Source organism: Pseudomonas sp. 1 R 17 (genome assembly GCF_900067035.1).
In the GTDB taxonomy this organism is placed as follows: Bacteria; Pseudomonadota; Gammaproteobacteria; order Pseudomonadales; family Pseudomonadaceae; genus Aquipseudomonas; species Aquipseudomonas marginalis.
The window spans coordinates 202,655-226,190 of the sequence record NZ_FKLB01000060.1 but is presented as its reverse complement, the minus strand read 5'-3'; the positions used below and the strand labels follow the sequence as shown (position 1 = coordinate 226,190).

At 62.8% G+C, this 23,536-nt stretch carries 21 protein-coding genes; 7 read left to right on the top strand and 14 right to left on the bottom strand.

Going from position 1 to position 23,536, the window contains the following annotated elements; translation table 11 throughout:
* Positions 1-119: 119 nt before the first annotated feature.
* The 3 genes from ercA to BFP99_RS24400 all read left to right on the top strand — a co-directional run bounded on the left by ercA (position 120) and on the right by BFP99_RS24400 (position 4,195).
* Positions 120-1,283, top strand: a complete 1,164-nt coding sequence (ercA, locus tag BFP99_RS24410) for an alcohol dehydrogenase-like regulatory protein ErcA (RefSeq protein WP_065926995.1) — start codon at positions 120-122, stop codon at positions 1,281-1,283.
* Positions 1,267-2,637, top strand: coding sequence for an ATP-binding response regulator (locus BFP99_RS24405; protein WP_065948409.1), 1,371 nt, complete (start codon positions 1,267-1,269; stop codon positions 2,635-2,637). The genes ercA and BFP99_RS24405 overlap by 17 nt, the downstream gene beginning before the upstream one ends.
* A 79-nt stretch (positions 2,638-2,716) precedes the next feature.
* On the top strand, positions 2,717-4,195 hold the full coding sequence (locus BFP99_RS24400) for a DASS family sodium-coupled anion symporter (protein WP_065948408.1): 1,479 nt from the start codon (positions 2,717-2,719) through the stop codon (positions 4,193-4,195).
* Positions 4,196-4,341: 146 nt separating this feature from the next.
* On the opposite strand, the gene BFP99_RS24395 is transcribed toward BFP99_RS24400, so the two are convergent.
* Together BFP99_RS24395 and BFP99_RS24390 are read right to left on the bottom strand one after the other, a co-directional pair.
* Positions 4,342-5,340, bottom strand: coding sequence for an NADP-dependent oxidoreductase (locus BFP99_RS24395; protein ID WP_065948407.1), 999 nt, complete (start codon positions 5,338-5,340; stop codon positions 4,342-4,344).
* A 29-nt stretch (positions 5,341-5,369) separates the two neighbouring features.
* A complete protein-coding gene (locus BFP99_RS24390; RefSeq protein WP_065948406.1) occupies positions 5,370-6,158 on the bottom strand; it encodes an SDR family NAD(P)-dependent oxidoreductase in 789 nt (262 codons plus the stop codon).
* Between the two features lie 177 nt (positions 6,159-6,335).
* On the opposite strand from BFP99_RS24390, the gene BFP99_RS24385 reads away from it, so the two are divergent.
* The 3 genes from BFP99_RS24385 to BFP99_RS24375 all read left to right on the top strand — a co-directional run bounded on the left by BFP99_RS24385 (position 6,336) and on the right by BFP99_RS24375 (position 9,825).
* Positions 6,336-6,923 carry a TetR/AcrR family transcriptional regulator gene (locus BFP99_RS24385; RefSeq protein ID WP_065948405.1) on the top strand — a complete coding sequence of 196 codons (588 nt, stop codon included), beginning with the start codon at positions 6,336-6,338 and terminating at the stop codon, positions 6,921-6,923.
* Positions 6,924-7,039: 116 nt separating this feature from the next.
* Positions 7,040-8,683, top strand: coding sequence for an MFS transporter (locus tag BFP99_RS24380; protein ID WP_065927000.1), 1,644 nt, complete (start codon positions 7,040-7,042; stop codon positions 8,681-8,683).
* The gene (locus BFP99_RS24375; RefSeq protein ID WP_065948404.1) at positions 8,680-9,825 is read left to right on the top strand and encodes an HlyD family secretion protein; all 1,146 of its coding nucleotides are present in this window, start codon (positions 8,680-8,682) and stop codon (positions 9,823-9,825) included. Before BFP99_RS24380 ends, BFP99_RS24375 begins: the two co-directional genes overlap by 4 nt.
* Positions 9,826-9,936: 111 nt before the next feature.
* On the opposite strand, the gene BFP99_RS24370 is transcribed toward BFP99_RS24375, so the two are convergent.
* From BFP99_RS24370 to copC, 9 genes are all read right to left on the bottom strand, one after another.
* A complete protein-coding gene (locus tag BFP99_RS24370; RefSeq protein ID WP_065948403.1) occupies positions 9,937-10,794 on the bottom strand; it encodes an aldose 1-epimerase in 858 nt (285 codons plus the stop codon).
* A 2-nt stretch (positions 10,795-10,796) separates the two neighbouring features.
* The gene (locus BFP99_RS24365) at positions 10,797-12,077 is read right to left on the bottom strand and encodes a TRAP transporter large permease (RefSeq protein WP_065948402.1); all 1,281 of its coding nucleotides are present in this window, start codon (positions 12,075-12,077) and stop codon (positions 10,797-10,799) included.
* A gap of 1 nt (position 12,078) precedes the next feature.
* Entirely contained in the window at positions 12,079-12,606 is a 528-nt protein-coding gene (locus BFP99_RS24360) for a TRAP transporter small permease (protein ID WP_065927004.1), read from the bottom strand.
* Between the two features lie 66 nt (positions 12,607-12,672).
* Entirely contained in the window at positions 12,673-13,635 is a 963-nt protein-coding gene (locus BFP99_RS24355; protein WP_065927005.1) for a TRAP transporter substrate-binding protein, read from the bottom strand.
* A gap of 51 nt (positions 13,636-13,686) precedes the next feature.
* Positions 13,687-14,562 (bottom strand): SMP-30/gluconolactonase/LRE family protein, encoded by an 876-nt coding sequence (locus tag BFP99_RS24350; RefSeq protein WP_065948401.1) that lies wholly within the window; start codon positions 14,560-14,562, stop codon positions 13,687-13,689.
* A gap of 30 nt (positions 14,563-14,592) precedes the next feature.
* Positions 14,593-15,411, bottom strand: a complete 819-nt coding sequence (locus BFP99_RS24345) for an NAD-dependent epimerase/dehydratase family protein (protein ID WP_065927007.1) — start codon at positions 15,409-15,411, stop codon at positions 14,593-14,595.
* A gap of 222 nt (positions 15,412-15,633) precedes the next feature.
* Positions 15,634-16,884, bottom strand: coding sequence for an OprD family porin (locus BFP99_RS24340; RefSeq protein WP_065927008.1), 1,251 nt, complete (start codon positions 16,882-16,884; stop codon positions 15,634-15,636).
* 191 nt (positions 16,885-17,075) lie between these two features.
* Positions 17,076-17,933, bottom strand: coding sequence for a copper homeostasis membrane protein CopD (gene copD / locus BFP99_RS24335; protein ID WP_065927009.1), 858 nt, complete (start codon positions 17,931-17,933; stop codon positions 17,076-17,078).
* Between the two features lie 3 nt (positions 17,934-17,936).
* Positions 17,937-18,302 (bottom strand): copper homeostasis periplasmic binding protein CopC, encoded by a 366-nt coding sequence (gene copC, locus BFP99_RS24330; protein ID WP_065927010.1) that lies wholly within the window; start codon positions 18,300-18,302, stop codon positions 17,937-17,939.
* Positions 18,303-18,417: 115 nt separating this feature from the next.
* Here copC and BFP99_RS24325 point away from each other — a divergent pair, with 115 nt between their 5' ends.
* Complete coding sequence (locus BFP99_RS24325) at positions 18,418-19,038, top strand: TetR/AcrR family transcriptional regulator (protein ID WP_027606227.1); 621 nt, start codon at positions 18,418-18,420, stop codon at positions 19,036-19,038.
* A gap of 282 nt (positions 19,039-19,320) precedes the next feature.
* Here BFP99_RS24325 and preA read toward each other — a convergent pair whose 3' ends face one another.
* The 3 genes from preA to hydA all read right to left on the bottom strand — a co-directional run bounded on the left by preA (position 19,321) and on the right by hydA (position 23,464).
* Positions 19,321-20,595 carry an NAD-dependent dihydropyrimidine dehydrogenase subunit PreA gene (preA, locus tag BFP99_RS24320; RefSeq protein ID WP_065927011.1) on the bottom strand — a complete coding sequence of 425 codons (1,275 nt, stop codon included), beginning with the start codon at positions 20,593-20,595 and terminating at the stop codon, positions 19,321-19,323.
* Positions 20,595-21,962, bottom strand: coding sequence for an NAD(P)-dependent oxidoreductase (locus tag BFP99_RS24315; protein ID WP_065948400.1), 1,368 nt, complete (start codon positions 21,960-21,962; stop codon positions 20,595-20,597). Before BFP99_RS24315 ends, preA begins: the two co-directional genes overlap by 1 nt.
* A 62-nt stretch (positions 21,963-22,024) precedes the next feature.
* Positions 22,025-23,464: a dihydropyrimidinase gene (hydA, locus tag BFP99_RS24310; protein ID WP_065927013.1), complete on the bottom strand. Its 1,440-nt coding sequence runs from the start codon at positions 23,462-23,464 to the stop codon at positions 22,025-22,027.
* Positions 23,465-23,536 lie beyond the last annotated feature (72 nt).

Genomic DNA, 23,536 nt, shown 5'->3' with positions numbered 1-23,536 from the left:
CGGCCAGCCTCGCGCTGGCCGGTGCCCTATTGGGAATGACCCTTTGGTCTGATTGCAAACGCCTGCGAATGGGTTAGTGTGGAGCGCATCTCCCAAAAATAATAACAACAGGCTTTCCAATGAGCCCCAATCTGAGCCTCCTGCGTAAATTCGTCTCGCCTGAAATCATCTTCGGTGCCGGCTGTCGGCACAACGTCGGTAACTACGCCAAGACCTTTGGTGCGCGCAAGGTCCTGGTGGTCAGCGACCCCGGTGTGATCGCCGCCGGATGGGTCGCCGATGTGGAAGCCAGCCTGCAGGCCATCGGCATCGACTACTGCCTGTACAGCGCCGTGTCGCCCAACCCGCGCGTCGAGGAAGTGATGCTCGGTGCCGAGGTGTACCGGGAAAACCATTGCGACGTGATCGTGGCCATCGGCGGCGGCAGCCCCATGGACTGCGGCAAGGCCATCGGCATTGTGGTCGCCCATGGGCGCTGCATCCTCGAGTTCGAAGGCGTGGACACCATCCGCGTGCCGAGCCCGCCACTGATCCTGATCCCCACCACCGCCGGCACCTCGGCGGATGTCTCGCAGTTCGTGATCATTTCCAACCAGCAGGAACGCATGAAGTTCTCCATCGTCAGCAAGGCGGTGGTGCCGGATGTGTCGCTGATCGACCCGGAAACCACGGCGAGCATGGACCCGTTCCTGTCCGCCTGTACCGGCATCGATGCGCTGGTGCATGCCATCGAGGCGTTCGTGTCCACCGGCCATGGCCCGCTGACCGACCCCCATGCGCTGGAAGCCATGCGCCTGATCAACGGCAACCTGGTGCAGATGATCGCCAACCCCGGTGACATTGCCCTGCGCGAGAAGATCATGCTCGGCAGCATGCAGGCGGGGTTGGCGTTCTCCAATGCGATCCTCGGCGCGGTGCATGCCATGTCCCACAGCCTCGGCGGGTTTCTCGACCTGCCCCATGGTTTGTGCAACGCGGTGCTGGTGGAACACGTGGTGGCGTTCAACTACAACTCGGCGCCGGAGCGCTTCAAGGTGATTGCCGAGACCTTCGGCATCGATTGCCGTGGTCTCAACCACCGACAGATCTGTGGGCGCCTGGTGGAACACCTGATTGCCCTGAAACACGCCATCGGCTTCCATGAAACCCTTGGCCTGCATGGCGTGCGCGTGGCGGACATTCCGTTCCTGTCCCAGCATGCGATGCACGACCCGTGCATCCTCACCAACCCGCGCGAGTCCAGCCAGCGTGATGTCGAGGTGGTGTATGGCGAAGCGCTCTGACGACCAGCAACAGGCCCTCGCCGGTCTGTTGGGCCTGGGTAATCACTCGGCGCGCAAGAGCCACTACCCGGAACTCACCGCGCGTCTCGACGAGCTGGAGGCCGAGCGCAACCGCTATATCCGTCTCAACGATGAGCTGGAGCAGCGCGTGGCGGCGCGCACCGATGAACTGCTGGAAGCCAACCGCAACCTGCAACAGCAGATCGCCCAGCGCGAGCAGGTCGAGCAGGAGCTGCGTGACGCCCGCGATGCCGCCGAGGCCGCCAACCGCAGCAAGGACAAATACCTCGCCGCCGCCAGCCATGACCTGTTGCAGCCACTCAACGCCGCGCGACTGCTGATCTCCACCTTGCGCGAGCGCAAGCTGCCCAGCGTCGAACAAGTGCTGGTGGAACGTACGCACCAGGCCCTGGAAGGCGCCGAGGATTTGCTCACCGACCTGCTGGATATTTCGCGGCTCGACCAGGCGGCGGTCAAGCCCGATGTGGCGCTGTATCGCCTGGATGAGCTGTTTGCGCCGCTGGTCTCGGAGTTCCAGTCGGTGGCGCTGGCGGCCGGGCTGAACCTGCGCGCGCGTACCGGCCATTATGCGATTCGCACCGACCTGCGCCTGGTGACGCGGATCCTGCGCAACTTCCTCAGCAACGCCTGTCGCTACACCGACGAGGGCTGCATCCTGCTCGGCGCGCGCCGCCGTGGCGATCGCCTGCGCCTGGAAGTGTGGGACACCGGGCGCGGCATCGCGGCCGACCGCCTCGACGCGATCTTCCTCGAGTTCAACCAGCTCGACGTCGGCCGTGCCTCGGACCGCAAAGGCGTAGGGCTGGGCCTGGCGATTGTCGAGCGCATCGCCGAGATCCTCGGCTACCCGGTGGCAGTCCGTTCGTGGCCGGGGCGCGGCTCGATGTTCAGTATCGAGGTGCCCATCAGCGACGAGATGCCCCTGGCGATCAGCCAACTGCCGGCGCAACCGAGCACGGGCAACCCGCTGCCGGGAAGGCGCCTGCTGGTGATCGACAACGAGGTGAGCATCCTCGACAGCATGCGCGCGCTGCTGGGGCAGTGGGGCTGCGAGGTAATTACCGCCACCGACCAGGCCGGGGCGTTGCTGGCGTTGCAGGGCAGGGCGCCGGAGCTGATCCTCGCCGACTACCACCTTGACCATGGGGTGGTGGGTTGTGCGGTGGTCAAGCACCTGCGCGAGCATTTCGCGCAGAACATCCCCGCCGTGATCATCACCGCCGACCGCACTGACCAGTGCCGCCGCGCGCTGCGCCGCCTGGACGCGCCGTTGCTGAACAAACCGCTCAAGCCCGGCAAGTTGCGGGCGGTATTGAGCCAGTTATTGACCTAGGGTGTTGATACCCGTCAACACCTGTTGCGGCGCTTTGCCCCATGCTGCCTCCCTGATTCAGAGCCCGACGGAGCCCGCCATGAACGCCCCCGCAACAACCGCAGCCTCTTTCAAGTTGCCCCTGGGCCTGGTGATCGGCGTACTGGTGATGGTCGGCGTGCTGCTGTTGCCGCTGCCCGCCGACCTGCCGGTGGCCGGGCAGCGCATGCTGGCGATCCTCGCGTTTGCGGTGGTGGTGTGGATCACCGAGGCGGTGTCCTATGAAGCCAGCGCGATCATGATCACCTCGCTCATGGCGTTTTTGCTCGGCACCGCGCCGTCGCTGCAAGACCCCACGCACCTGATCGGCTCCAGCCCGGCCATCAGCATGGCGCTTACCGGCTTTTCCAACCCGGCACTGGCCCTGGTGGCGGGCGCGTTGTTCATTGCGGCGGCCATGACCCACACCGGCCTGGACCGGCGCATCGCCCTGGTGACCCTGACCCGCGTCGGCACCAGCACGCGGGGCATTCTGCTCGGGGCGATTGCGGTGACGATCCTGCTCAGCCTCGTGGTGCCCAGCGCCACTGCGCGCAGCGCCTGTGTGGTGCCGATCATGATGGGCGTGGTCGCCGCATTTGGCGTGGACAAGCGCTCCAACATCGCCGCCGGCCTGATGATCGTGGTGGCCCAGGGCACCAGCATCTGGAACGTCGGCATCCAGACCGCCGCCGCGCAAAACCTGCTGACCGTGGGCTTTATGGACAAGATGCTCGGCCAGCGCGTGTCGTGGATCGACTGGCTGATCGCCGGCGCGCCGTGGGCGGTGATCATGTCGGCGGTGTTGCTGTTCCTGGTGATCAAGCTGCTGCCGCCGGAAACCGACAGCATCCCCGGTGGCAAGGAGGCCGTGGCCCAGTCCCTGGTGGACATCGGCCCGATGACCGGCCCGCAGAAACGTTTGCTGACGGTGTCGGTGCTGCTGCTGTTGGCATGGGCCACGGAAGGGCGCCTGCACCCGTTCGACACCACCTCGACCACCTATGCCGGGTTGGTGTTCCTGCTGCTGCCGGGCATCGGGGTGATGACCTGGAAAGATGTGCAATCGCGCATTCCGTGGGGCACGGTGATCGTGTTTGGCGTGGGCATCAGCCTCGGTACCGCATTGCTGACCACCCAGGCCGGGCAATGGCTGGGGGCTCAGGTGGTGGCGCACACCGGCCTGGATCAGGTCGGGCCGTTGGGGGTGTTTGCGATCCTGGGGGCGTTTCTGATTGTGATCCACCTGGGCTTTGCCAGCGCCACGGCGCTGACTTCGGCGTTGTTGCCGATATTGATTGCGGTGCTGCAGACCTTGCCGGGGGAGTTCAACCGCTTGGGCATGACCATGCTGTTGGGGTTTGTGATGAGCTACGGGTTTATCCTGCCGATCAATGCGCCGCAGAACATGGTGTGCCTGGGGACGGGGACGTTTACGGCGCGGCAGTTTGCCAAGGTGGGGATCCTGGTGACGTTGATCGGGTATGGGTTGATGTTGGTGTTTGCGGCGACTTACTGGAGCTGGCTCGGTTGGATCTGATTTGAAATGCGCTTGTGGATGCCCATGAGATCCACTGTGGCAGGCCGCTGATGTGGTGAGCGGGCTTGTCCCGCGCTGGGGGCGCTTCGCACCCTCACGGGGGACAAGTCTGCATCGCCATCAGCTTGAGCGTTGGGTGGGCTTAGTCATAGGACCTTGATCACCACCTTGCCCTTGGCTCTGCCCCGTTCGACGTAGCTCAAGGCCTCAGCCGTTGCCTCGAGAGGGAAGGTTCGGTCGATCACCGGTGTGATAGCGCCGGACTCGACGAGCGCGGTGATTTTCTGCAATTGCGCACCGCTCGCACGCATGAACACGAACCCATAGTCGACGCCCTGCCTGCGGGCTTTTCTGCGTATGCCGCTGCTTAACAGGCGCATGATCCAACCGAGTCCCCAGGACAGCTTTTGCTCGCGTGCGAACTCGGCGGTCGGTGGCCCCGAGATGGAGATGAGCTGCCCACCCGGTTTGAGAATGCGCAGGGATTTTTCCAGTTCGGCGGGGCCGAGGCTGTTCAAGACGACGTCGTAGTCACGCAAGACGTTTTCGAAATTCTGCTGCGTATAGTCGATGACGACGTCTGCTCCCAACGCCTTGACCCAATCCACGTTGGCGGTGCTGGTCGTGGTGGCAACGAAAGCCTCCAGGTGTTTTGCAAGCTGGATGGCAATGCTGCCGACACCACCGGAGCCCGCCTGGATAAAGACTTTTTGCCCCTTCTTCACGCGGGCTGTTTCAACCAGCACCTGCCAGGCGGTCAGTGCCACCAGGGGCAGGGCGGCGGCTTGTTCCATGCTGGTGTTTTTGGGTTTCAGTGCGAGGGCACTTTCCTTAATCGCGATCAGCTCGGCAAAGCCACCGATGCGCGCGTCGGGCGGGCGCGCGTAGACCTCGTCACCGGGCTTGAAGGTGCGCACGCCTGACCCTACGCGAACGACGACGCCGGCCAGGTCGTTGCCCATGATCAGCGGGAATGTGTACGGCAGGATCAGTTTGAATTCACCCTTGCTGATCTTCGAGTCCAGCTGGTTGACGCTGCTGGCATGTACCTTGACCAGTACGTCGTGGATGCCCGGTTCCGGGTCCGGTACCTCGGCAAGGCGTCCTTGATGCTTGCCGTAACGGTCGATCAGGAAGGCTTTCATCGTTCAGTTCCCATGGCTATACGTGACAATCACGCCTTGGCTTGATAGCGCTCGGCGACGACCGATTGGCGAATCTCTGACAGCAAACCCTGGCGGGCGGCTTGCAGGGCATCCCAGCGGGCGGCGTCTTGCAATGGCGGAATGGTCACCGGCTCGCGACGATCAAAACCGACCAGCGCAGCATCGACCAACTCGTCCACGCTCATGATTTCGCTCAGGGTATTGATGTCGATGCCTGCGCGATCCCAGATTTCCGTGCGGGTGGCGGCTGGAAGAACGGCTTGCACGTAGACGCCCTTGGGCGAGAGTTCGAGGCTCAGCCCCTGGGATAGAAACAGCACGAACGCCTTGGTTGCGCCGTAGACGCTCATGCCGAATTCCGGTGCCAGCCCCACCACCGAGCCAATGTTGATAATCGCGCCGTTACCGGCGTGTACCAGGCGTGGAGCGATGGCGCTGGCGAGTCGCACCAGGGCGGTGGTGTTGAGCGCGACCAGGTTGGTAACGCTGTCGATGGATTGCTCGATGAAGCTGCCGGAGAGGGCGGCGCCCGCATTGTTCACCAGGATGCCGATACTGGCGTCCTCACGCAGGCGTGCTTCGACGCGGGCCAGGTCACCGGTTTGAGTCAGGTCGGCCTGGATCACGTCAATGGACACCGCGTGTTTCTCACGCAGCTGCGAGGCCAGTGCGTCCAGCCGGCCTTTATCGCGGGCTACCAGCACGAGATTGTGCCCACGTTGGGCAAAACGCTCGGCGTAGGTCGCGCCAATGCCTGTTGAGGCGCCGGTAATCAGTACGGTTTCTGGGGTGCTCATAAGTAGATGCTCTTGATTGTTCAGGATGATCAGAGACGGCGATCCGCGCCGTACAGCCGCAGAGACATGCGCTGGTGGTTTTATGATGTCGATCACAATCAAAACTGTCAACAGTTTTGATTGTGATCGACATCAGAGTATAGTCAGGCCATTGTTCAGGAGTCCCAGGGGCGCGAAATGAAGATCACCAAGACACAATCACTCGCCAACCGAGCTCATATTGTGGAGACGGCGTCAGAGCTGTTTCGTGAGCGTGGCTATGACGGTGTGGGTGTGGCAGAACTCATGGCTACTGCGGGTTTTACCCAGGGAGGCTTCTACAAACACTTCGGCTCCAAGGCCGACTTGATGGCCGAAGCAGCGGAAAATAGCCTGGCAAAGTCCCTGTCGAATAGCTCCGATCTGGACATTCCGGGCTTTGTGAACCTGTACGTGTCCAGGGATCACAGAGACGGCAGGGGAGAGGGGTGCACCATGGCAGCCCTGTGTGGTGACGCGGCCCGTCAGTCAGATGATCTGAAGGCAACCTTCGCCAGTGGCGTTGAAAACACGCTTGCAGCACTCGAGGACAAGTACACGGCGGGTGTGGATGTGCCCAGGCAAGAGGTCCGCGCGAAAATGATCGACCTGCTGGCCCATGCAATCGGTGCGGTCATGCTGTCGCGGGCGTGTCCGGATGACTCGGCCCTGGCGGATGAAATATTGGAAACGTGCCGCGCTGAGATAATGGCATCCCTGCCTTCGAGTGAAGAACGCAGCGCATGAGTGGCAAGATGGGCGCTGACCGACGCGCCCAAGATGGCAAGATGAACCCCGCTCAGGTTTACTACTCTGAGTAGTGGTTTTACCGACGTCACCCGTCGGCTCATCTAGGTCATCGAATGGACAAATACACCCCCCGCCCTTGGGAACCCCACGAGCGCCCGAGCCTGCCGGGCTCGCCGTCGACGCCGCTGCATCCGACGCACAAGCGCTGGCTGTTTGCGATGGTCGGCGTGCTGGTGGCAATCACCGGTGGCCTTGGCAACGCGCTGGTGATCGCCAACCTGCAATACCTGCAAGGCGCCCTCGGTGCGACCACCGCGGAAATGGCCTGGCTGCCCGCCGCCTATGTGATGACCAACGTATGCATGAACCTGCTGCTGGTGAAGTTCCGCCAGCAATTCGGCCTGCGCGCGTTTACCGAGGTGTTTCTGGTGCTGTATGCGCTGGTGACCTTCGGCCACTTGTTCGTCAACGACCTCAACTCGGCCATCGCCGTACGGGCCGCCCACGGCATGGTCGGCGCGGCGCTGAGTTCGTTGGGCTTGTATTACATGATCCAGGCGTTCCCGGCCAAGTGGCGGTTGAAATCCCTGGTGCTGGGGCTGGGCACGGCGCAGTTGGCGTTGCCCCTGGCGCGGCTGTTCTCCGAGGACTTGTTGCAGATCGCCGAATGGCGCGGGCTTTACCTGTTCGAACTGGGCCTGGCGCTGATCTGCCTGGGTTGTGTATTCCTGCTCAAACTGCCTCCCGGCGACCGCTTCAAGACCTTTGAAAAACTCGACTTCGTCACCTTCGCCATTCTCGCCAGCGGTGTCGCGCTGCTGTGTGCGGTGTTGTCCCTGGGGCGTATCGACTGGTGGCTGGAAGCGCCGTGGATCGGCGTGGCCTCGGCCTGTTCCCTGGTGCTGATCATGGCCGGCCTGGCCATCGAGCATAACCGCGCCAACCCGATGCTGATGACCCGCTGGCTGGGCAGCGGCACCATGATCCGCCTGGCGTTGGCGGTGATCCTGATTCGCATGGTGCTGTCGGAGCAGTCCACCGGTGCGGTGGGGTTCATGCAGATGCTGAACATGAGCTACCAGCAGATGCATACGCTGTACGTGGTGATGCTGGCCGGCGCGATCAGCGGGCTGGTGGTCAGTGCGCTGACGATCAACCCGGCGCACCTTCTAATGCCGTTGGTCATCTCCCTGGCGCTGATGGCCACCGGCTCGGTGATGGACAGTTTCTCCAGCAACCTCACGCGTCCGCAGAACCTGTACATCAGTCAGTTCCTGCTAGGCTTCGGTGGCACCTTCTTCCTGGGGCCGACCATGGTGCTGGGGACCAAAAACGTGCTGGCCAACCCGCGTAACCTGGTGAGCTTTTCGGTGATGTTCGGGATTTGCCAGAACCTCGGCGGCCTGATCGGCGCGGCTTTGCTCGGGACCTTCCAGATCGTGCGCGAGAAGTATCATTCCAGCATGATCGTCGAGCACCTGACGCTGCTCGACCCGCGTGTGGCCGCACGGGTGCAGAGCGGCGGGTCGGCCTATGGCGGTATCGTCGCCGACCCGGAACTGCGTAACCTCATGGGCATCCGCAGCCTGGCCACGGCGGCGACCCGCGAGGCCAATGTCATGGCCTACAACGATGTGTTCATGCTGATCGCGATTATCGCGATCCTGACCATGATCTGGATCTTTATCCGCAGTCTGTGGCTGATGAGTACCACCAAGGCAGCCACTCCCGTTCAACCCAGCGGCGCTACTTCATGACCGAACCCACCACCACGACCACCAACGCCATCGCCGCCACCCCGGAAGGCACCACACCGCCCGGCGCCACGGTTACCGAGCCGCGCTCATTGCGCGTGCGCATCTTCTCGTCCCTGGGCTTTGCCGCGATTGCCATCGTCGGCGTGCTGATCGTGCTGTATGCCTGGCAATTGCCGCCGTTCAGCAGCGCGGTGGAAACCACCGAGAACGCTCTGGTGCGCGGCCAGGTGACCATTATCGGCCCGCAGCTCAGCGGCTATGTGTTCGAGGTGCCGGTGCAGGATTTCCAGTACGTCAAGGCCGGCGACCTGCTGGTGCGCCTGGATGACCGCATCTACAAGCAGCGCCTCGACCAGGCCCTGGCGCAACTGGCGGTGCAGAAGGCCGCGCTGGCCAATGTGGTGCAGCAACGCAACAGTGCCGAAGCCACCATCAAGCTGCGCCAGGCCGCACTGGTGGACAGCCAGGCCCAGGCGCGCAAAAGCACCGCCGACCTGCGCCGCAACGAAGAGCTGATCAGCGACGGTTCGGTGTCCCGGCGCGAGCTGGACGTGACCCGCGCCGCCAATGCCCAGACCATCGCCGCCGTGGCCCAGGCCCAGGCCAGCCTGGAAATCGCGCGGCAGGATTTGCAGACGGTGATCGTCAATCGCGGCTCCCTGGAAGCGGCGGTGGCCAGTGCCGAGGCGGCGGTGGAGCTGGCGCGGATCGACCTGTCCAACACCCGCATTACGGCGCCCCGTGACGGGCAGTTGGGGCAGATTGGCGTGCGTCTGGGGGCCTACGTCAACTCCGGCGCGCAGTTGATGGCGCTGGTGCCGAAGCAGCTGTGGGTGATCGCCAACATGAAGGAAACCCAGATGGACAATGTGCAGGTCGGCCAGCCGGTGACTTTCACCGTGGATGCGCTCAACCACCGCAGGTTTCACGGCACGGTGCAGCATATCTCCCCAGCCACGGGCTCGGAGTTCAGCCTGTTGCAGGCGGACAACGCGACGGGCAACTTTGTGAAGATTGCCCAACGCGTGCCGGTGCGGATCACCGTGGACCCGGATCAGGCCGAGAGCGAACGGTTGCGGCCGGGGTTGTCGGTTGTCGTGAGTATCGACACGGCTGGGCGGCTGAAAAACTCTCCACCTTGAGCATGACGCTGATCCCTGTAGGAGCGAGCTTGCTCGCGAAGATCGTCAACGATAACGCGGGGCGCCTGATGCCCCGCGTTGCCCTGAGGTTTTTCGCGAGCAAGCTCGCTCCTACAGGGGGGTGTATTTCAGGTTGAAATTGAGTTGGACCGACTGATTGTGTTCCAGCAGTTTCAGGCCCGGCCGTCCCGCCAGGTGATGAGCATTCACCGGATGGCTCACCGGCTCGATGCAAAAGAACCCCAGCCCCGGCGGGCAGTACAGCAGGAAGTAATCGGCCCCGCTGGCCTGGCATTCCAGCGCATAGCCCAGGTCCGGCTGTTCGATCCGACAATGCCCGTCCCACTGGCAAAACCCGTTGTCCACCAAGCCTTCGGGCAGGGGCTTCAATGCCTGGAAGTCCCACTCGCCCGGCACCGGCGCCAACCCGGTCGGCAACTTGGATGCGTCACTCATCCACACCTGTGCGGCCCTGGCCTGCAACCGGGTACCCGGCCGGCGCGGAAAGTACGGATGCAAGCCCAGGCCGTGCCACGCCGCTGTTTCGGCCAGATGGGTCACCCGCAGTTCAATACTTAACGCTCCGTCACTCAGGCGAATCCGCTGCTCGGCGCGATAGGCAAACGGCGTCTCGCACAGTACCTCCAGCACCACTTCATCCGCCGACTGGCTGACCACCTGCCACGCCTGTTGCCAGGCCGAGCCATGGATCGGCAGCGGATCGGTGAGGCTGTTGGGCGTGAGCGCGAGCCAACCGTCGGGGTTGTCGAAACCGCCGTGGGCAATGCGGTTGGACCAGGGCACCAACGGATAGCACGCCAGCTTGCCGGGCAAACCGGTATGGATCGCCTGCTCATCGTTATGGCGCAGCAGCGGCTGCCCGGTGGCGCGCACCGTCCAGTTGACGAGGCTGCCGCCCACGGCCGGATTCACGGTGAGGTGGGTCAGGTGGTCTTCAAGTTCAATCATCTTCACAACACCACGCTTGGCAGCCACAACGACAGCGCCGGAATGTAAGTCACCGCTAACAGCACCAGGAACAGCACGGCGTAAAACGGCAGCAGCGCTTTCACGGTCTTCTCGATACTCACCTTGCCCACCGCCGCACCCACGAACAGCACCGCACCCACCGGCGGCGTAATCAAGCCAATGCCGAGGTTAACCAGCATGATCATGCCGAAGTGCACCGGGTCGACGCCGATACCGAGCACCACCGGCAGCAGGATTGGCGTGAGGATCAGGATCAGCGGTGCCATGTCCATCACCGTGCCGAGCAACAGCAGCATGGCGTTGATGCACATCAGGATCACGTAGCGGTTGTCCGACAGGGTCAGGAACAGCGTGGTGATCTTCGCCGGGATCTGCATCAGGGTCATGATGTAGCCGAAGCTGGCCGCGAAGGCGATCAGGATCATTACGATGGAAATGGTGCGCACCGTGCGGTGCATCAGCTTGGGCAGCTCGCTCCATTTGTAGTCGCGGTAGATGAACATGGTCACGAAGAACGCCCACAGCACGGCAATCGCGGCGGACTCGGTGGCGGTGAAAATGCCCGAAAGAATGCCGCCGAGGATGATCACCATGGCCATCAGGCCCCACAGCGCGTCGGCGCAGATTTTCAGGGCCTGTTTCAAGGGGATGACTTCGCCCTTGGGGTAGTTGCGTTTTTTCGCGAAGATCAGGCACAGCACCATCAGGCACGCGCTCATCAGCAAGCCGGGCACCACGCCGGCCATGAACAGCGAGGCGATGGACACCGTGCCGCCCGCCGCCAGGGAGTAGAGCACCGAGTTATGGCTGGGCGGGGTCAACAGCGCCTGCACCGAACCGCTGACGGTGACGGCGGTGGCAAATTCCCGTGGGTAGCCACGGCGCTCCATTTCCGGGATCAGCACCGAGCCGACCGAGGCGGTGTCGGCCACCGACGAGCCGGAGATGGCGCCAAAGAACGTCGAGGCCATGATGTTCACCAGCGACAGGCCGCCGCGTACAAACCCCACCAGCACCCCGGCAAACGCCACCAGCCGCCGCGACATGCCGCCCTCGGCCATGATCGCCCCCGCCAGCACGAAGAACGGAATCGCCATCAGCGAAAATTTGTTCACCCCGCCCGCCACCTGAATCATCAGGGCCTGGAACGGGATGTCGATCCACCACGCGCCAATCAGCGCCGACAAACCCAGGGCGTAGGCCACCGGCATGCCGATCAGGATCAAGGCGATAAAGCTGCCCAGCAGAATCAATGCGTCCATATCAGGCAGCCCCTTCGCTTTCTTCCACCAGGTCGAAGCGCACCACGCGCCGGTTGCTCTGGTCACCGAGCAGGAGTTTTTCCACCACGAAGATCAGGGTCAGCAGCCCGCCAATCGGGATCGGCATATAGGTGATGCCCACGCGCAGGGTCGGGATGGCGCTCATGAACTGGTTCCAGGTCGACACGCACAGCTTGGTGCCCCAGATCGCCATGAACAGGCAGATGGTGCCCATCAGCAGTTGCGACAGGATGCCGACGATGCGGCGCTGGGCGGGCGGCAGGCGGTCCGTGACCATGGCCACCGACATATGCGCGCCGGCGCGGTAGCTGGCGGCGGCGCCGATAAAGGTGAACACCAGCATCAGCAGGATGGCGGTTGGTTCCGGCCAGCTGGAGCCGGTGCCGAGGATGTAGCGGGCGAAGATGCCCCAGGGGATGATCAGTGCGACGCCGAGAACCGAGAGGCCGGCGACCCAGATGCAGGTCATGTAGATGCGGTCGTTGATGCGCAGCAGTAGATTCTTCATGGCGTTCACCGTAACCGGGCGCGGCGGTGCAGACCGCGCCGGGCCTTTTGCGAGAGGCAGGAGAGGTTATTGAACGGCGTCGATGCGCGCGATGATGTCGGCGTACGGCGCGCCGTACTTGGCGCGAACCGCTGCGGTGGCGTCATAGAAGGGCTTTTTGTCGACGGTGATGAACTCGACGCCGGCCTTTTTGAGTTTTTCCTCACTGCTGGCGGACTTGGCATCCCACAGCGCGCGCTCATCGGCCTGGGCGGCCTTGGCGGCGTTTTTGACCATGACCTGTTGCGCCGGGGTGAGCTTGTTCCAGGTGATTTTCGACATCACGATGGGCTCGGGCAGGATCAGGTGCTCGGTGAGGGTGTAGTACTTGGCGTTCTGGAAGTGGTTGTGTTCCAGCAGGGTCGGCGGGTTGTTCTCCGCGCCGTCGATCACCCCGGTCTGCAGGGCGCTGAAGATCTCGCCGGTGTCCATTGCAATGCCGTTGGCGCCCATCGCGTTGAAGGCGTCGATGAACAGCGGGTTGCCTTGCACGCGGATCTTCATGCCCTTGAGGTCTTCGATCTTGCGCACCGGCTTCTTGGTGTAGAGGTTGCGTGTGCCGCCGTCCATCCAGGCCAGGGCCACCAGGCCGAACTCGGAGTCGGTGATCTTGGCGAGAATCTCGTCGCCGATCTCGCCGTCGATAACCTTGCGCATATGCGCCTGGTCGCGGAACACGAACGGCAGGTTGAACACGTTCACGTCCGGCACCACCGGCCCGACGATGCCGAGGCTGACGCGGGTCATCTGCACGGCGCCGACCTGGGCCTGTTCGACCACTTCCTTCTCGGAGCCCAGCACGCCGCCGGGGAAGTACTTGAAGGTCAGTTCGCCGTTACTTTCCTTGGTCAGGGCCTTGCCCATGTTTTCTTCGGCGACGACGGTGGGGTAGCCGGCGGGGTGGATGTCGGCGAACTTGATTTCCAGTGCCTGGGCGGCGCTGCTGAGGGTAAAGACTGCGGCGGCGAGCAAGGTGCGTTTGAAGTCCATGGGAGGTCACTCCTGTGTTGTTATTGTTGTATTCAAGGCACAGCGATGCAGCTAAAGGATGAAGCGGGGCTCCGGCAATCCGGTGACACCGGGGTTGAGGGCGAACACGCCGCCGGACACTGACTGTTCACTCTGGTCGTCACGGATCGAGGTGACGAACAGGGTGTCCAGGCGGCTGCCGCCGAAGGCGCACATGGTGGGTTTTTTCACCGGTACGGTGAGGGAGCGGTCCAGGCGCCCGTCGGGGGTGAAGCGGTGGATCAGGCCGGCGTCGTTGGCGCAGATCCAGTAGCAGCCATCGGCGTCCACGGCGGCGCCGTCGGGGCGGCCGAGGAAGTTGTGCATGTCGACGAACACGCGACGGTTGGACGGCGTGCCGGTGTCGATGTCGTAGTCGAAGGCCCAGATCTGCTGGACCAGCGGGTGCGAATCCGAGGCATACATCGTGCGGCCATCGGGGCTGAAGGCCAGGCCGTTGAGGGTGATAAAACCGTCCAGATGGGCGTGGGGGGCCGAACCCGATGCATAGCGATAGAGGATGCCTTCGGCCGCATTCGCGCCCATGTTCAGCACCATGCTGCCGGCCCAGAAACGGCCCTGGCGGTCGCAACGGCCGTCGTTCAGGCGCATGTCCGGGCGTGGATGCTCGACACTGGCCAACGGCGTGGTATCGAGGCTGCCGTCGTTGTGCGGCGTGAGTTGGAAGAAACCGGTTTCCATCCCGGCGACCCAGTCGCCCGCCGTGGTGCGGGCAATGCAGGCAAGCATCTGCGGGGCTTTCCAGGCGGCAACGTGGCCGCTGGCGGCGCTCCATTTTTGCAGGCCGCCGTTGGGGATATCCACCCAGTACAGGGCGTTTTCCTCGGGCACCCACACCGGGCATTCGCCCACGGCATTGCGGGCGTCGACGATCAATTCAGCAGTCATGGCCACTCATTCCCTTGGGTTGGTGTGAACTCAGTCACCGAACGGCCCGGCGGCGCAGAACGCCCCACCCTGATAGACCTTGGCCGGGTCATCGGCGGCTACCGGTGGCTGGGTTTCGACCTGGGCGCGGAAGACTTCGGAGCTGTCTTTCGGGGCGTAGCCCAGGTGCGCGGCGTAGCGGTTGTCCCACCAGGTGTCGAGGTTATCCGACATGCCGTAGACCACCGTGTGACCGACGTTCGGCGTATACAGCGCGCGTTCGAGCAGTTGGGTCAGGTCGTCGAAGCTCAGCCAGGTGTGCATCATCCGGCGGTTCTGCGGTTCCGGGAACGAGGAGCCGATACGGATGCTCACGGTCTCGATGCCGTAGCGGTCGAAGTAGAAGCTCGCCATGTCTTCGCCGTAGGACTTGGACAGGCCGTAGTAGCTGTCGGGGCGGCGTGGGGAGTGGGCGTCGATGGTTTCGGTCTGCTTGTAAAAGCCGATCACATGGTTGGAACTGGCGAAGATCACACGTTTTACCCCATGGCGGCGTGCGGCTTCGTAGATATGGAAGGTACCGCTGATATTGGCGCCGAGGATTTCTTCAAACGGACGCTCCACCGATACACCGCCGAAGTGCAGGATGGCGTCGACGCCTTCCACCAGGTGGTGCACCGCTTGTTTGTCGGCGAGGTCGCAGGGCTGGACTTCTTCCGAGGCATCCACCGGCGGGGCCATGCTGGCGATGTCCGACAGGCGCAGCACCTGGGTGTAGGGACGCAGGCGTTCGCGCAGGACTTTGCCGAGGCCGCCGGCGGCACCGGTGAGCAGCAGGCGGTTGAAGGGAGTGGGGGTGGTCGTGGTCATGGGGATTCCAAATTTTTGTTGTAGGTTGTCGTATGACTATGCCGAAGTATTGTTAGGGATCCCCCAGGTTGTCAACGTTCTTCCAGATGAGTGAGATTCAAACTGTGGGAGGGGGCTTGCCCTCGATGAGGGCGTGCCAGTGAATGCATCTGTTACTGACCCACCGCCATCGGGAGCAAGCCCCCTCCCACAGGGGATTTTCTGGGGCTGGGAGACTAGGTTCTACAGCAGGGAGATTGGATAGCTGATAAAGATCCGGTTTTCGTCGAACTCGTTGTTGCTGAAATCTCGACGCATGGTCGAGTTGCGCCACTTCACGTTGAGGTTCTTCAACGCACCGCTCTGCACGGTGTAGGCCAGTTCCGATTCGCGCCCCCATTCCTTGCCATCGGTGATCGCCCCGGTGTGCACGTTGCTGCCGCTGATATAGCGGTTCATCAGCGTCAGCCCCGGCACGCCGAGTACCACGAAGTTGAAGTCATGCCGCACCTGCCAGGATTTTTCCTTGGCGTTGTCGTAGCTGGCGTTGTAGCTGTCGTTGGCCAGGGTGCCACCGCTGGTGCCGTTGACGCGCATCCACACGCTGTCGCCGGTGAGTTTTTGCAGGCCCACGTAGAAGGTGTTGCCGTTGTACTTGGCCGAGAGCAGGGCGAACACGGTCTTGTTGTCGAGGTCGCCGGCCAGGGCGCTGCCGTCTTCCTTGCCGTTGAAGAAACCGAGGTTGGCCCCCAAGGTCCAGTCGCCCACGGGCTGGCTGTGGGTCAGGTTGAAGTACTGCTGCTGGTAGATATCGGCCAGCTCGGCGTACCACACGCCGACCTGGGTGCGCTTGTCGTTGAAGGTGTATTCGCCGCCGCCGAAGTTGAAGCGATCGGAGGTGAACGCGGCTTTGCCGTTCATGAACATGTCTTCCATGCTCGCGTCGTTGCGCGGGCTGTTGCCGCGAAACTGGCCGCCGTAGAGGGTCAGGCCGGCGATTTCGCTGGACGTCACCTGGCCGCCGCGAAAGGTCTGGGGCAGCGAGCGGCCATCGTCGGAGCGCAGGATCGGCAGCACCGGCATCCATTCGCCGACCTTCAATTCGGTCTTCGACAGCCTGGTTTTCAGCGCCACGCCCAGGCGCCCGAAGTTGTCGGCGGGGCGGCCGTCGTCGTGGATCGGCAACAGTTGGGTACCGCCGGTGCCTTTGCCGCCATCGAGCTTCTGGGAATACAGCCCCAGCACATCAATGCCGAACCCCACGGTGCCCTGGGTGAAGCCGGACTTGGCGTCGAGAATAAAACTCTGCGTCCACTCTTCGGCCTTGCCCTGGGGGTTGCTCGGGTTGGTGAAGTTGCGGTTGAAGTAGGCGTTGCGCAGGTTGAGCGTGGCCTTGGCATCATCGACGAAACCGTCGGCATGGGCGAGGAGGGGCAGGGTAAACAGGCCGATAACACTGAGACGCGCGGACGAATTGCGGGCGAATGGACTCACAGTGACGCTCCCTTTCATTTGTTGTTTTTATTATTTGTTATACGTCGTCGTACAACATTGGAGCGGATATTTGCGGGGTTTTCAGGGTGTGTCAAGCAGAAGTTATACGATGACTAGGTGTGGGTTGACCTAGAGCGCACAGGATCAATGTGGGAGGGGCGGTGCGACGATTCGACTTGCCCCTTCCACATTCAGCCCGCCAGGACCATCGGCGGCAAAGTGCCAAGGAGTGAAACGACCGCTACTGCACAAACACCGAGCAGCCATTCCAGCATCACGCTGGCCTTCAAGCTGCCCAACCGCTGTTCGCCGCTATCAAGGCGCAACCGGTTCAACAATGCCAGCGCCAGCATGCCCAGCACCAGCATCACCTTGATCAGCAGAATCAGGGCAAAACCACTGAACAACGGCGTGGGCCACAGCTGTCCGGTGAGTACGCGCACATTGATCAGGCCGGTCACCAGCAAGCCGGTGACCAGGCCATAACCCACGCCGCTGAAACGACGCAGGACAGGCGCCAGCTCAACACGGTGTGACTGCCTGAGGATCAATACCAGCAGCAACAACCCACCCAGCCATGCGCCGACGCATATCAGGTGCATCACCTGGTTGAGGATCAACAACTGCCCGCTCAGCCCGTCGAGCATGGCGCCATGGCCGACCGGGGCGAGAGTCATCAGCAACAGTGTGAGCAATGGCAGGCGCGGGGCTTTCCACGGGGTCATCAGGGCGATGACCAGCAAGCCATTGACGATCAGGTGCCAGGTCCACACCTGGCCAAAAAAGGTCTTGCCCAGCACCAACTGCACGGTCGACAGTTCCAGCGCCGCCGGCCATGAACCGGCCATGCTGGCAGTAATCAACAGTAACCAGATCACCCCCGACGCGAGGGCCGTCCATGCCAGCCCATGGGTGATGCGCAACAATTGCCGGTCCAGCACCGGCTGCGGTTCAGCGCCGAGGAGCCAGGGCCTGAATACACGGGCCCCGAACATCAACAGCACGACGATGAAATGCACGAACCGGCACAGCACCAGCAGCGTTGCCATGGGTTATTGGCCGACCTTGAAGCTGTACTCACCGTTGCTCTTGTGGGTGTCGACCGACACCGCATTCCACACCACCTTGTAGGTGCCCGCCGCAAGTGGGGCGGCCGGTGTCACCACCAGGGTTTTCTTGTCGGCGTCCGGGGTTTCCAGGCCTTTGATGGCGATTTCGGTGCCGTCCTTGCTCAGGGACACCTTGGTGAAGGTGGCTTCGACGCCTTCGCTGAAGGTCAGGCGCAGGTCTTTGGGCGCGGTGACGCTGCTGTCTGCCGCAGGCGTGGAGCTTTTGAGATGAGCATGGGCAAATGCTGCGGAGGCACCCAGCAGGGAGGCGAGCAGGGCGACAGTGGTCAGGGTTTTCTTGATCAACATTGTGCAATACCCATCAATGGTTAGGAGCGGGCAGTGTACGAAGTTTCGACTGCGCCTGTCGCCCCGATCTAGAGCGGTGGTAGTCTTTGGGGCATGTCTTTGTCAGGGAGCCCTTATGGGCAATCACAAGAGCGGAATTCGCCGGGTCAACGTCGAGAAAATCCTGCTGGCGGCGGAGAAAATCTTCGCCGAAAAGGGCTACGGCAGCACTGCCATGGCCGATATCGCCGAAGAAGTACAACTGCCGCGCTCCAACCTGCATTACTACTTCACCACCAAGAGCGAGCTGTACAGCGCGGTGCTGTTCGACCTGCTGGAAGTGTGGAAGCAGGACGCCCTCAGCTTCGAAACCTTCGATGACCCCCGGGTGGTGCTAAGCAGCTATATCCGCGCCAAGATGCAGCGCTCGCGCACGCGGCCCTATGGCTCCAAGGTCTGGGCCAACGAGATCATCCACGGCGCGCCGACACTCGGTGAGGCCCTGGATGAAAGCCTGTACGACTGGGCCAAGATGAAGGAAGCGAAAATTCGCCAGTGGGTGGAAGACAAACGCATCCTGCCGGTGGAGCCGTCGAGCCTGCTGTACATGATCTGGGCGTCGACCCAGCACTATGCCGACTTTGATCACCAGGTGAAGATTTTGAATGATCACCAGCCGTTGTCGGATATGCAGTTCGAGAAGGCGATCCAGACGGTGACCAGTGTGATTTTGCGCGGGATTGGGTTGGAGCCTTGAGTGTTGTGGTGGGGCTGAGGGCCTCATCGGGGCATAGGTATCTACACAACTCTTAAAGGCTGACACATAACTCTGTGGTGAGCGGGCTTGCCCCGCGCTGGGCTGCGCAGCAGCCCCAAAACACAGCCCCGGAACTGTCTGGCACACTGCAGCGTTCTTATTGGGGCTGCTACGCAGCCCAGCGCGGGGCAAGCCCGCTCACCACAGAAGCCTAATTGCCATAGATTAGTGTGTAGATACCCATGCTCATCGGGGGCAAGCCCCCGATAGCGGCCTACAGGCCTACACCGCCTCCCGGTAAGGATTCCTCGGATCCTGCGTCCAATTCAAAAACGGCTTGCCCGTGTCGATGGGCACCATCTCGATGCAATCGGCCACCGGGCAGGTGATCTGGCACAGGTTGCAGCCCACGCACTCGTCATCGATCACTTCGTATTTATGCGTGCCGTCCGCCTGTTTCAGGCTGGCGATGGCCTGGTGCGAGGTGTCCTCACAGGCAATATGGCAACGCCCACAGCCAATGCACGCCGCCTGGTCGATCCTGGCGATCACCTGGTAATTGATGTCCAGGTACTTCCAGTCCGTGGTGTTGCCCACCGCACGCCCGGAAAATTCTTGCAGGCTGGTGTAGCCCTGGCTGTCCATCCATCGCGACAGCCCATCCTTCATCTCTTCCACGATGCGAAAACCATGCAGCATCGCCGCCGTGCACACCTGCACCGCGCCGCAACCGAGGGCGACGAATTCCGCGGCGTCGCGCCAGTTGCCGATGCCGCCGATCCCGCAGATCGGTAGGCCTTGGGTCTGCGGGTCACGGGCGATTTCGGCAACCATGTTCAGGGCAATCGGCTTGACCGCCGAGCCGCAGTAACCGCCGTGGGTGCTCTGGGTGCCGACCATCGGCAGGGCGACCATGCGTTCCAGGTCCACGCTGGTGATGGAGTTGATGGTGTTGATCAGCGACACCGCGTCCGCACCGCCGCGATACGCTGCCCGTGCCGCCACGCGGATGTCGGTGATATTCGGCGTGAGCTTGACGATCACCGGCAGCGAGCAATAGGTCTTGCACCAGCGCGTCACCTGTTCCACGTACTCCGGCACCTGGCCCACCGCCGCACCCATGCCGCGTTCGGGCATGCCGTGGGGGCAGCCGAAGTTCAGCTCGATACCGTCGCAGCCGGTGGCTTCCACCAGGGGCAGGATGTTTTTCCAGGATTCCTCCACGCAGGGCACCATCAGCGACACGATCAGCGCGCGGTCGGGCCAGTCCTTTTTGACTTGGGTGATTTCCCGCAGGTTGATCTCCAGGGAACGGTCGGTGATCAGTTCGATATTGTTGATGCCCAGCACTTCACGGTTGGCGCCGTAGTGCGCCGAGTAGCGCGATGACACATTGACCGCCGCCGGGTCTTCACCCAGGGTCTTCCACACCACGCCGCCCCAGCCCGCTTCAAACGCACGCACCACGTTGTAGGCCTTGTCGGTGGGCGGCGCGGAGGCCAGCCAGAATGGGTTGGGGGCCTTGATACCGGCGAACACAATCGAGAGATCGGCCATTACGCAGCCTCCACATTCAGCATGAGTTGGGCGTGCATGGCTTCGGCGGCCAGCTTGCCGTGTTGCACCGCCTGCACGGTGAGGTCCTGGCCGAGGCTGACGCAGTCACCGCCGGCGTAGACCCCAGGGATGCTGGTGCGCAGCTGTTCGTCGACGAAGATACGCTCGCCGACGCGGTGCAGCTGTTGCGCCAGGGGATCGTGCAAAGCGTCGTTGTCGAAGCCCTGGCCGATGGCCTTGAAGATGGCATCAGCGGCCAGTTCGAAGGTTTCTCCGGTGGATTGCAGGCGGCCGTTTTCCAGGCGGGTGCGGGCGAAGCGCATGCCGCGTACGTGGCCCTGGTCGTCGAGCAGGACTGCTTCGGGTTGGGCCCAGGTCAGCAGGCGCACCTGATTGGCCTTGGCGATGTCCTGCTCATGGTGGGTGGCGCCCATATCGGCCAGGCCCCGGCGGTAGACGAGGTTCACATCACGGGCACCGAGCCGGGCCATTTGCACGGCCATGTCGATGGCGGTATTGCCGGCGCCGAGCACGATGCAGCGGTCGGCCAGGGGCAGTTGGCTCAGGTCGTCGGCCTGGCGCAGTTCGCGGATATAGTCGGTGGCGGCGAGCAGGCCGGGGGCGTCCTCATGGGGTAAACCGAGTTGCTTGCTGGCCGCCAGGCCCAGGCCGAGGAACACCGAGTCGAATTGCTGGTGCAGTTCGCTCAGGGTCAGGTTGTCGCCCAGGTGCTGGCCATGGCGGATTTCGATGCCGCCGATCTGCAGGAGGAAATCCAGTTCCTTCTGGGCGAAGTCGTCGACCAGCTTGTATTTGGCGATCCCGTATTCATTCAGGCCGCCGGCTTTTTCCCGCGCTTCGAAGATCACCACGTCATGCCCGTGCAGCGCGGCGCGATGGGCACAGGCCAGCCCTGCGGGACCTGCGCCGACCACGGCGATGCGTTTGCCGGTGGGGGCGGCACGCTGGAACGGGTGTTCGCTGAAGTGGGCGTTATCGATGGCGTAGCGTTGCAACAGGCCTATCAGCACCGGCGCGCATTCTTCGGCGTTGTTACGCACGCAGGCTTGCTGGCAGAGGATCTCCGTCGGGCAGACCCGCGCGCAGCTGCCGCCAAGGATGTTGGCCGAGAGGATTTTCTGCGCTGCGCCCTGGACGTTGTCGGTGTGGATATTGCGGATGAACGACGGGATGTCGATTTCGCTGGGGCATGCGTTCACGCAAGGGGCGTCGTAGCAATACAGGCAGCGCGAGGCTTCCAGTTGGGCCTGGCGCGCGTTGAGCGGCGGCGCCAGGTCGGTGAAATGGCTGGCGAGGGTGGCCCCGTCTTCATGGGGATGGGGGAGGTGGGTCAGGGTCTGGATCACGGTGTGGGCCTCACGGTTTTTTTGGATTGCCTCTAAGTGGGCATTTTTGTTGCCTGGCGGTCTCAGCGCTTCACAGCAACCGGCCTGGAATGCTCCGCCCGCTTGCTCAACTGTTCGAACACCGACGGATACGCCGGCCGTTCCACATAGCGCCCGGCCCCGCGCTCGGCGCGCAGGTCGCCATCGGCCCAGACCAGCTTGCCCTGGCTGATGGTGTGGCTCGGCACGCCGCGCACGGTCTTGCCTTCGAAGATGTTGAAGTCGACTTGCTGGTGATGGGTCTTGGCGGAGATGGTCCGCGTACCCTCGGGGTCCCACAGCACCAGGTCGGCATCCGCACCCACGCGGATCGCGCCTTTGCGTGGGTAGAGGTTGAAGATCTTCGCGGTGTTGGTGGAGGTCAGCGCGACGAACTCCTGCATCGACAGGCGCCCGGTATTGACCCCTTCGTGCCACAGCAGCGCCATGCGGTCTTCGATACCGGCGGTGCCGTTGGGGATCTTGCTGAAGTCGTCACGCCCGGCGGCTTTTTGCTCGGCGCAGAAGCAGCAGTGGTCGGTGGCGGTGGTGTGCAGGTTGCCCGATTGCAGGCCATGCCACAGCGCTTCCTGATGCCCGCGCGGGCGGAACGGCGGGCTCATCACGTAGCCGGCGGCGGTTTGCCAGTCGGGGTGCTGGTAGACGCTGTCGTCCAGCAGCAGGTGGCCGGCGAGCACTTCGCCGTAGACCGCCTGGCCCTTGCCCCGGGCGTAGGTGATTTCATCCAGCGCTTCCCGGGTGGACACGTGCACCAGGTACAGCGGCGTGCCGATGGTCTCGGCGATACGGATCGCGCGGCTGGCCGCTTCGCCTTCCACCTGGGACGGGCGCGACAGCGGGTGCGCTTCCGGCCCGGTGATGCCCTGGGCCATCAGCTTGCGTTGCAGGTGGTACACCAGTTCGCCGTTTTCCGCATGCACGGTGGGCACGGCGCCGAGTTCCAGGCAGCGTTCGAAGCTGGCCACCAGGGTATCGTCGGCCGCCATGATCGCGTTCTTGTAGGCCATGAAATGCTTGAAGCTGTTGATGCCGTGGTGGCTGACCAGCTCGGCCATTTCCTCGCGCACCTGCTCGCTCCACCAGGTGATTGCTACGTGAAAGCCATAGTCGGACGCGGATTTTTCCGCCCAGCCCCGCCACTGATGGAACGCTTCCATCAGCGATTGCTGCGGGTTGGGAATCACGAAGTCGATAATCGACGTAGTGCCCCCCGCCAAACCCGCCGCCGTGCCGCTGAAGAAGTCTTCACTGGCCACGGTGCCCATGAAGGGCAGTTGCATATGGGTATGGGGATCGATGCCGCCGGGCATCAAATATTGTCCGCTGCCGTCGAGTTGTTCAGTGCCGGCGGGAATATCCAGGTCCGTGCCAATGGCGCGAATCAGACCGCCTGCGCATAAAACATCGGCGCGGTAACTTTCATCATGGGTAATAACGGTGGCGCCACGGATCAACAGCGACATGTCGAGTTCCTCACAGGCTTGACCGGCTTGTGCCAGTTCTAAGTGTTGTATGGCTACGCGCCGATGGTCGGT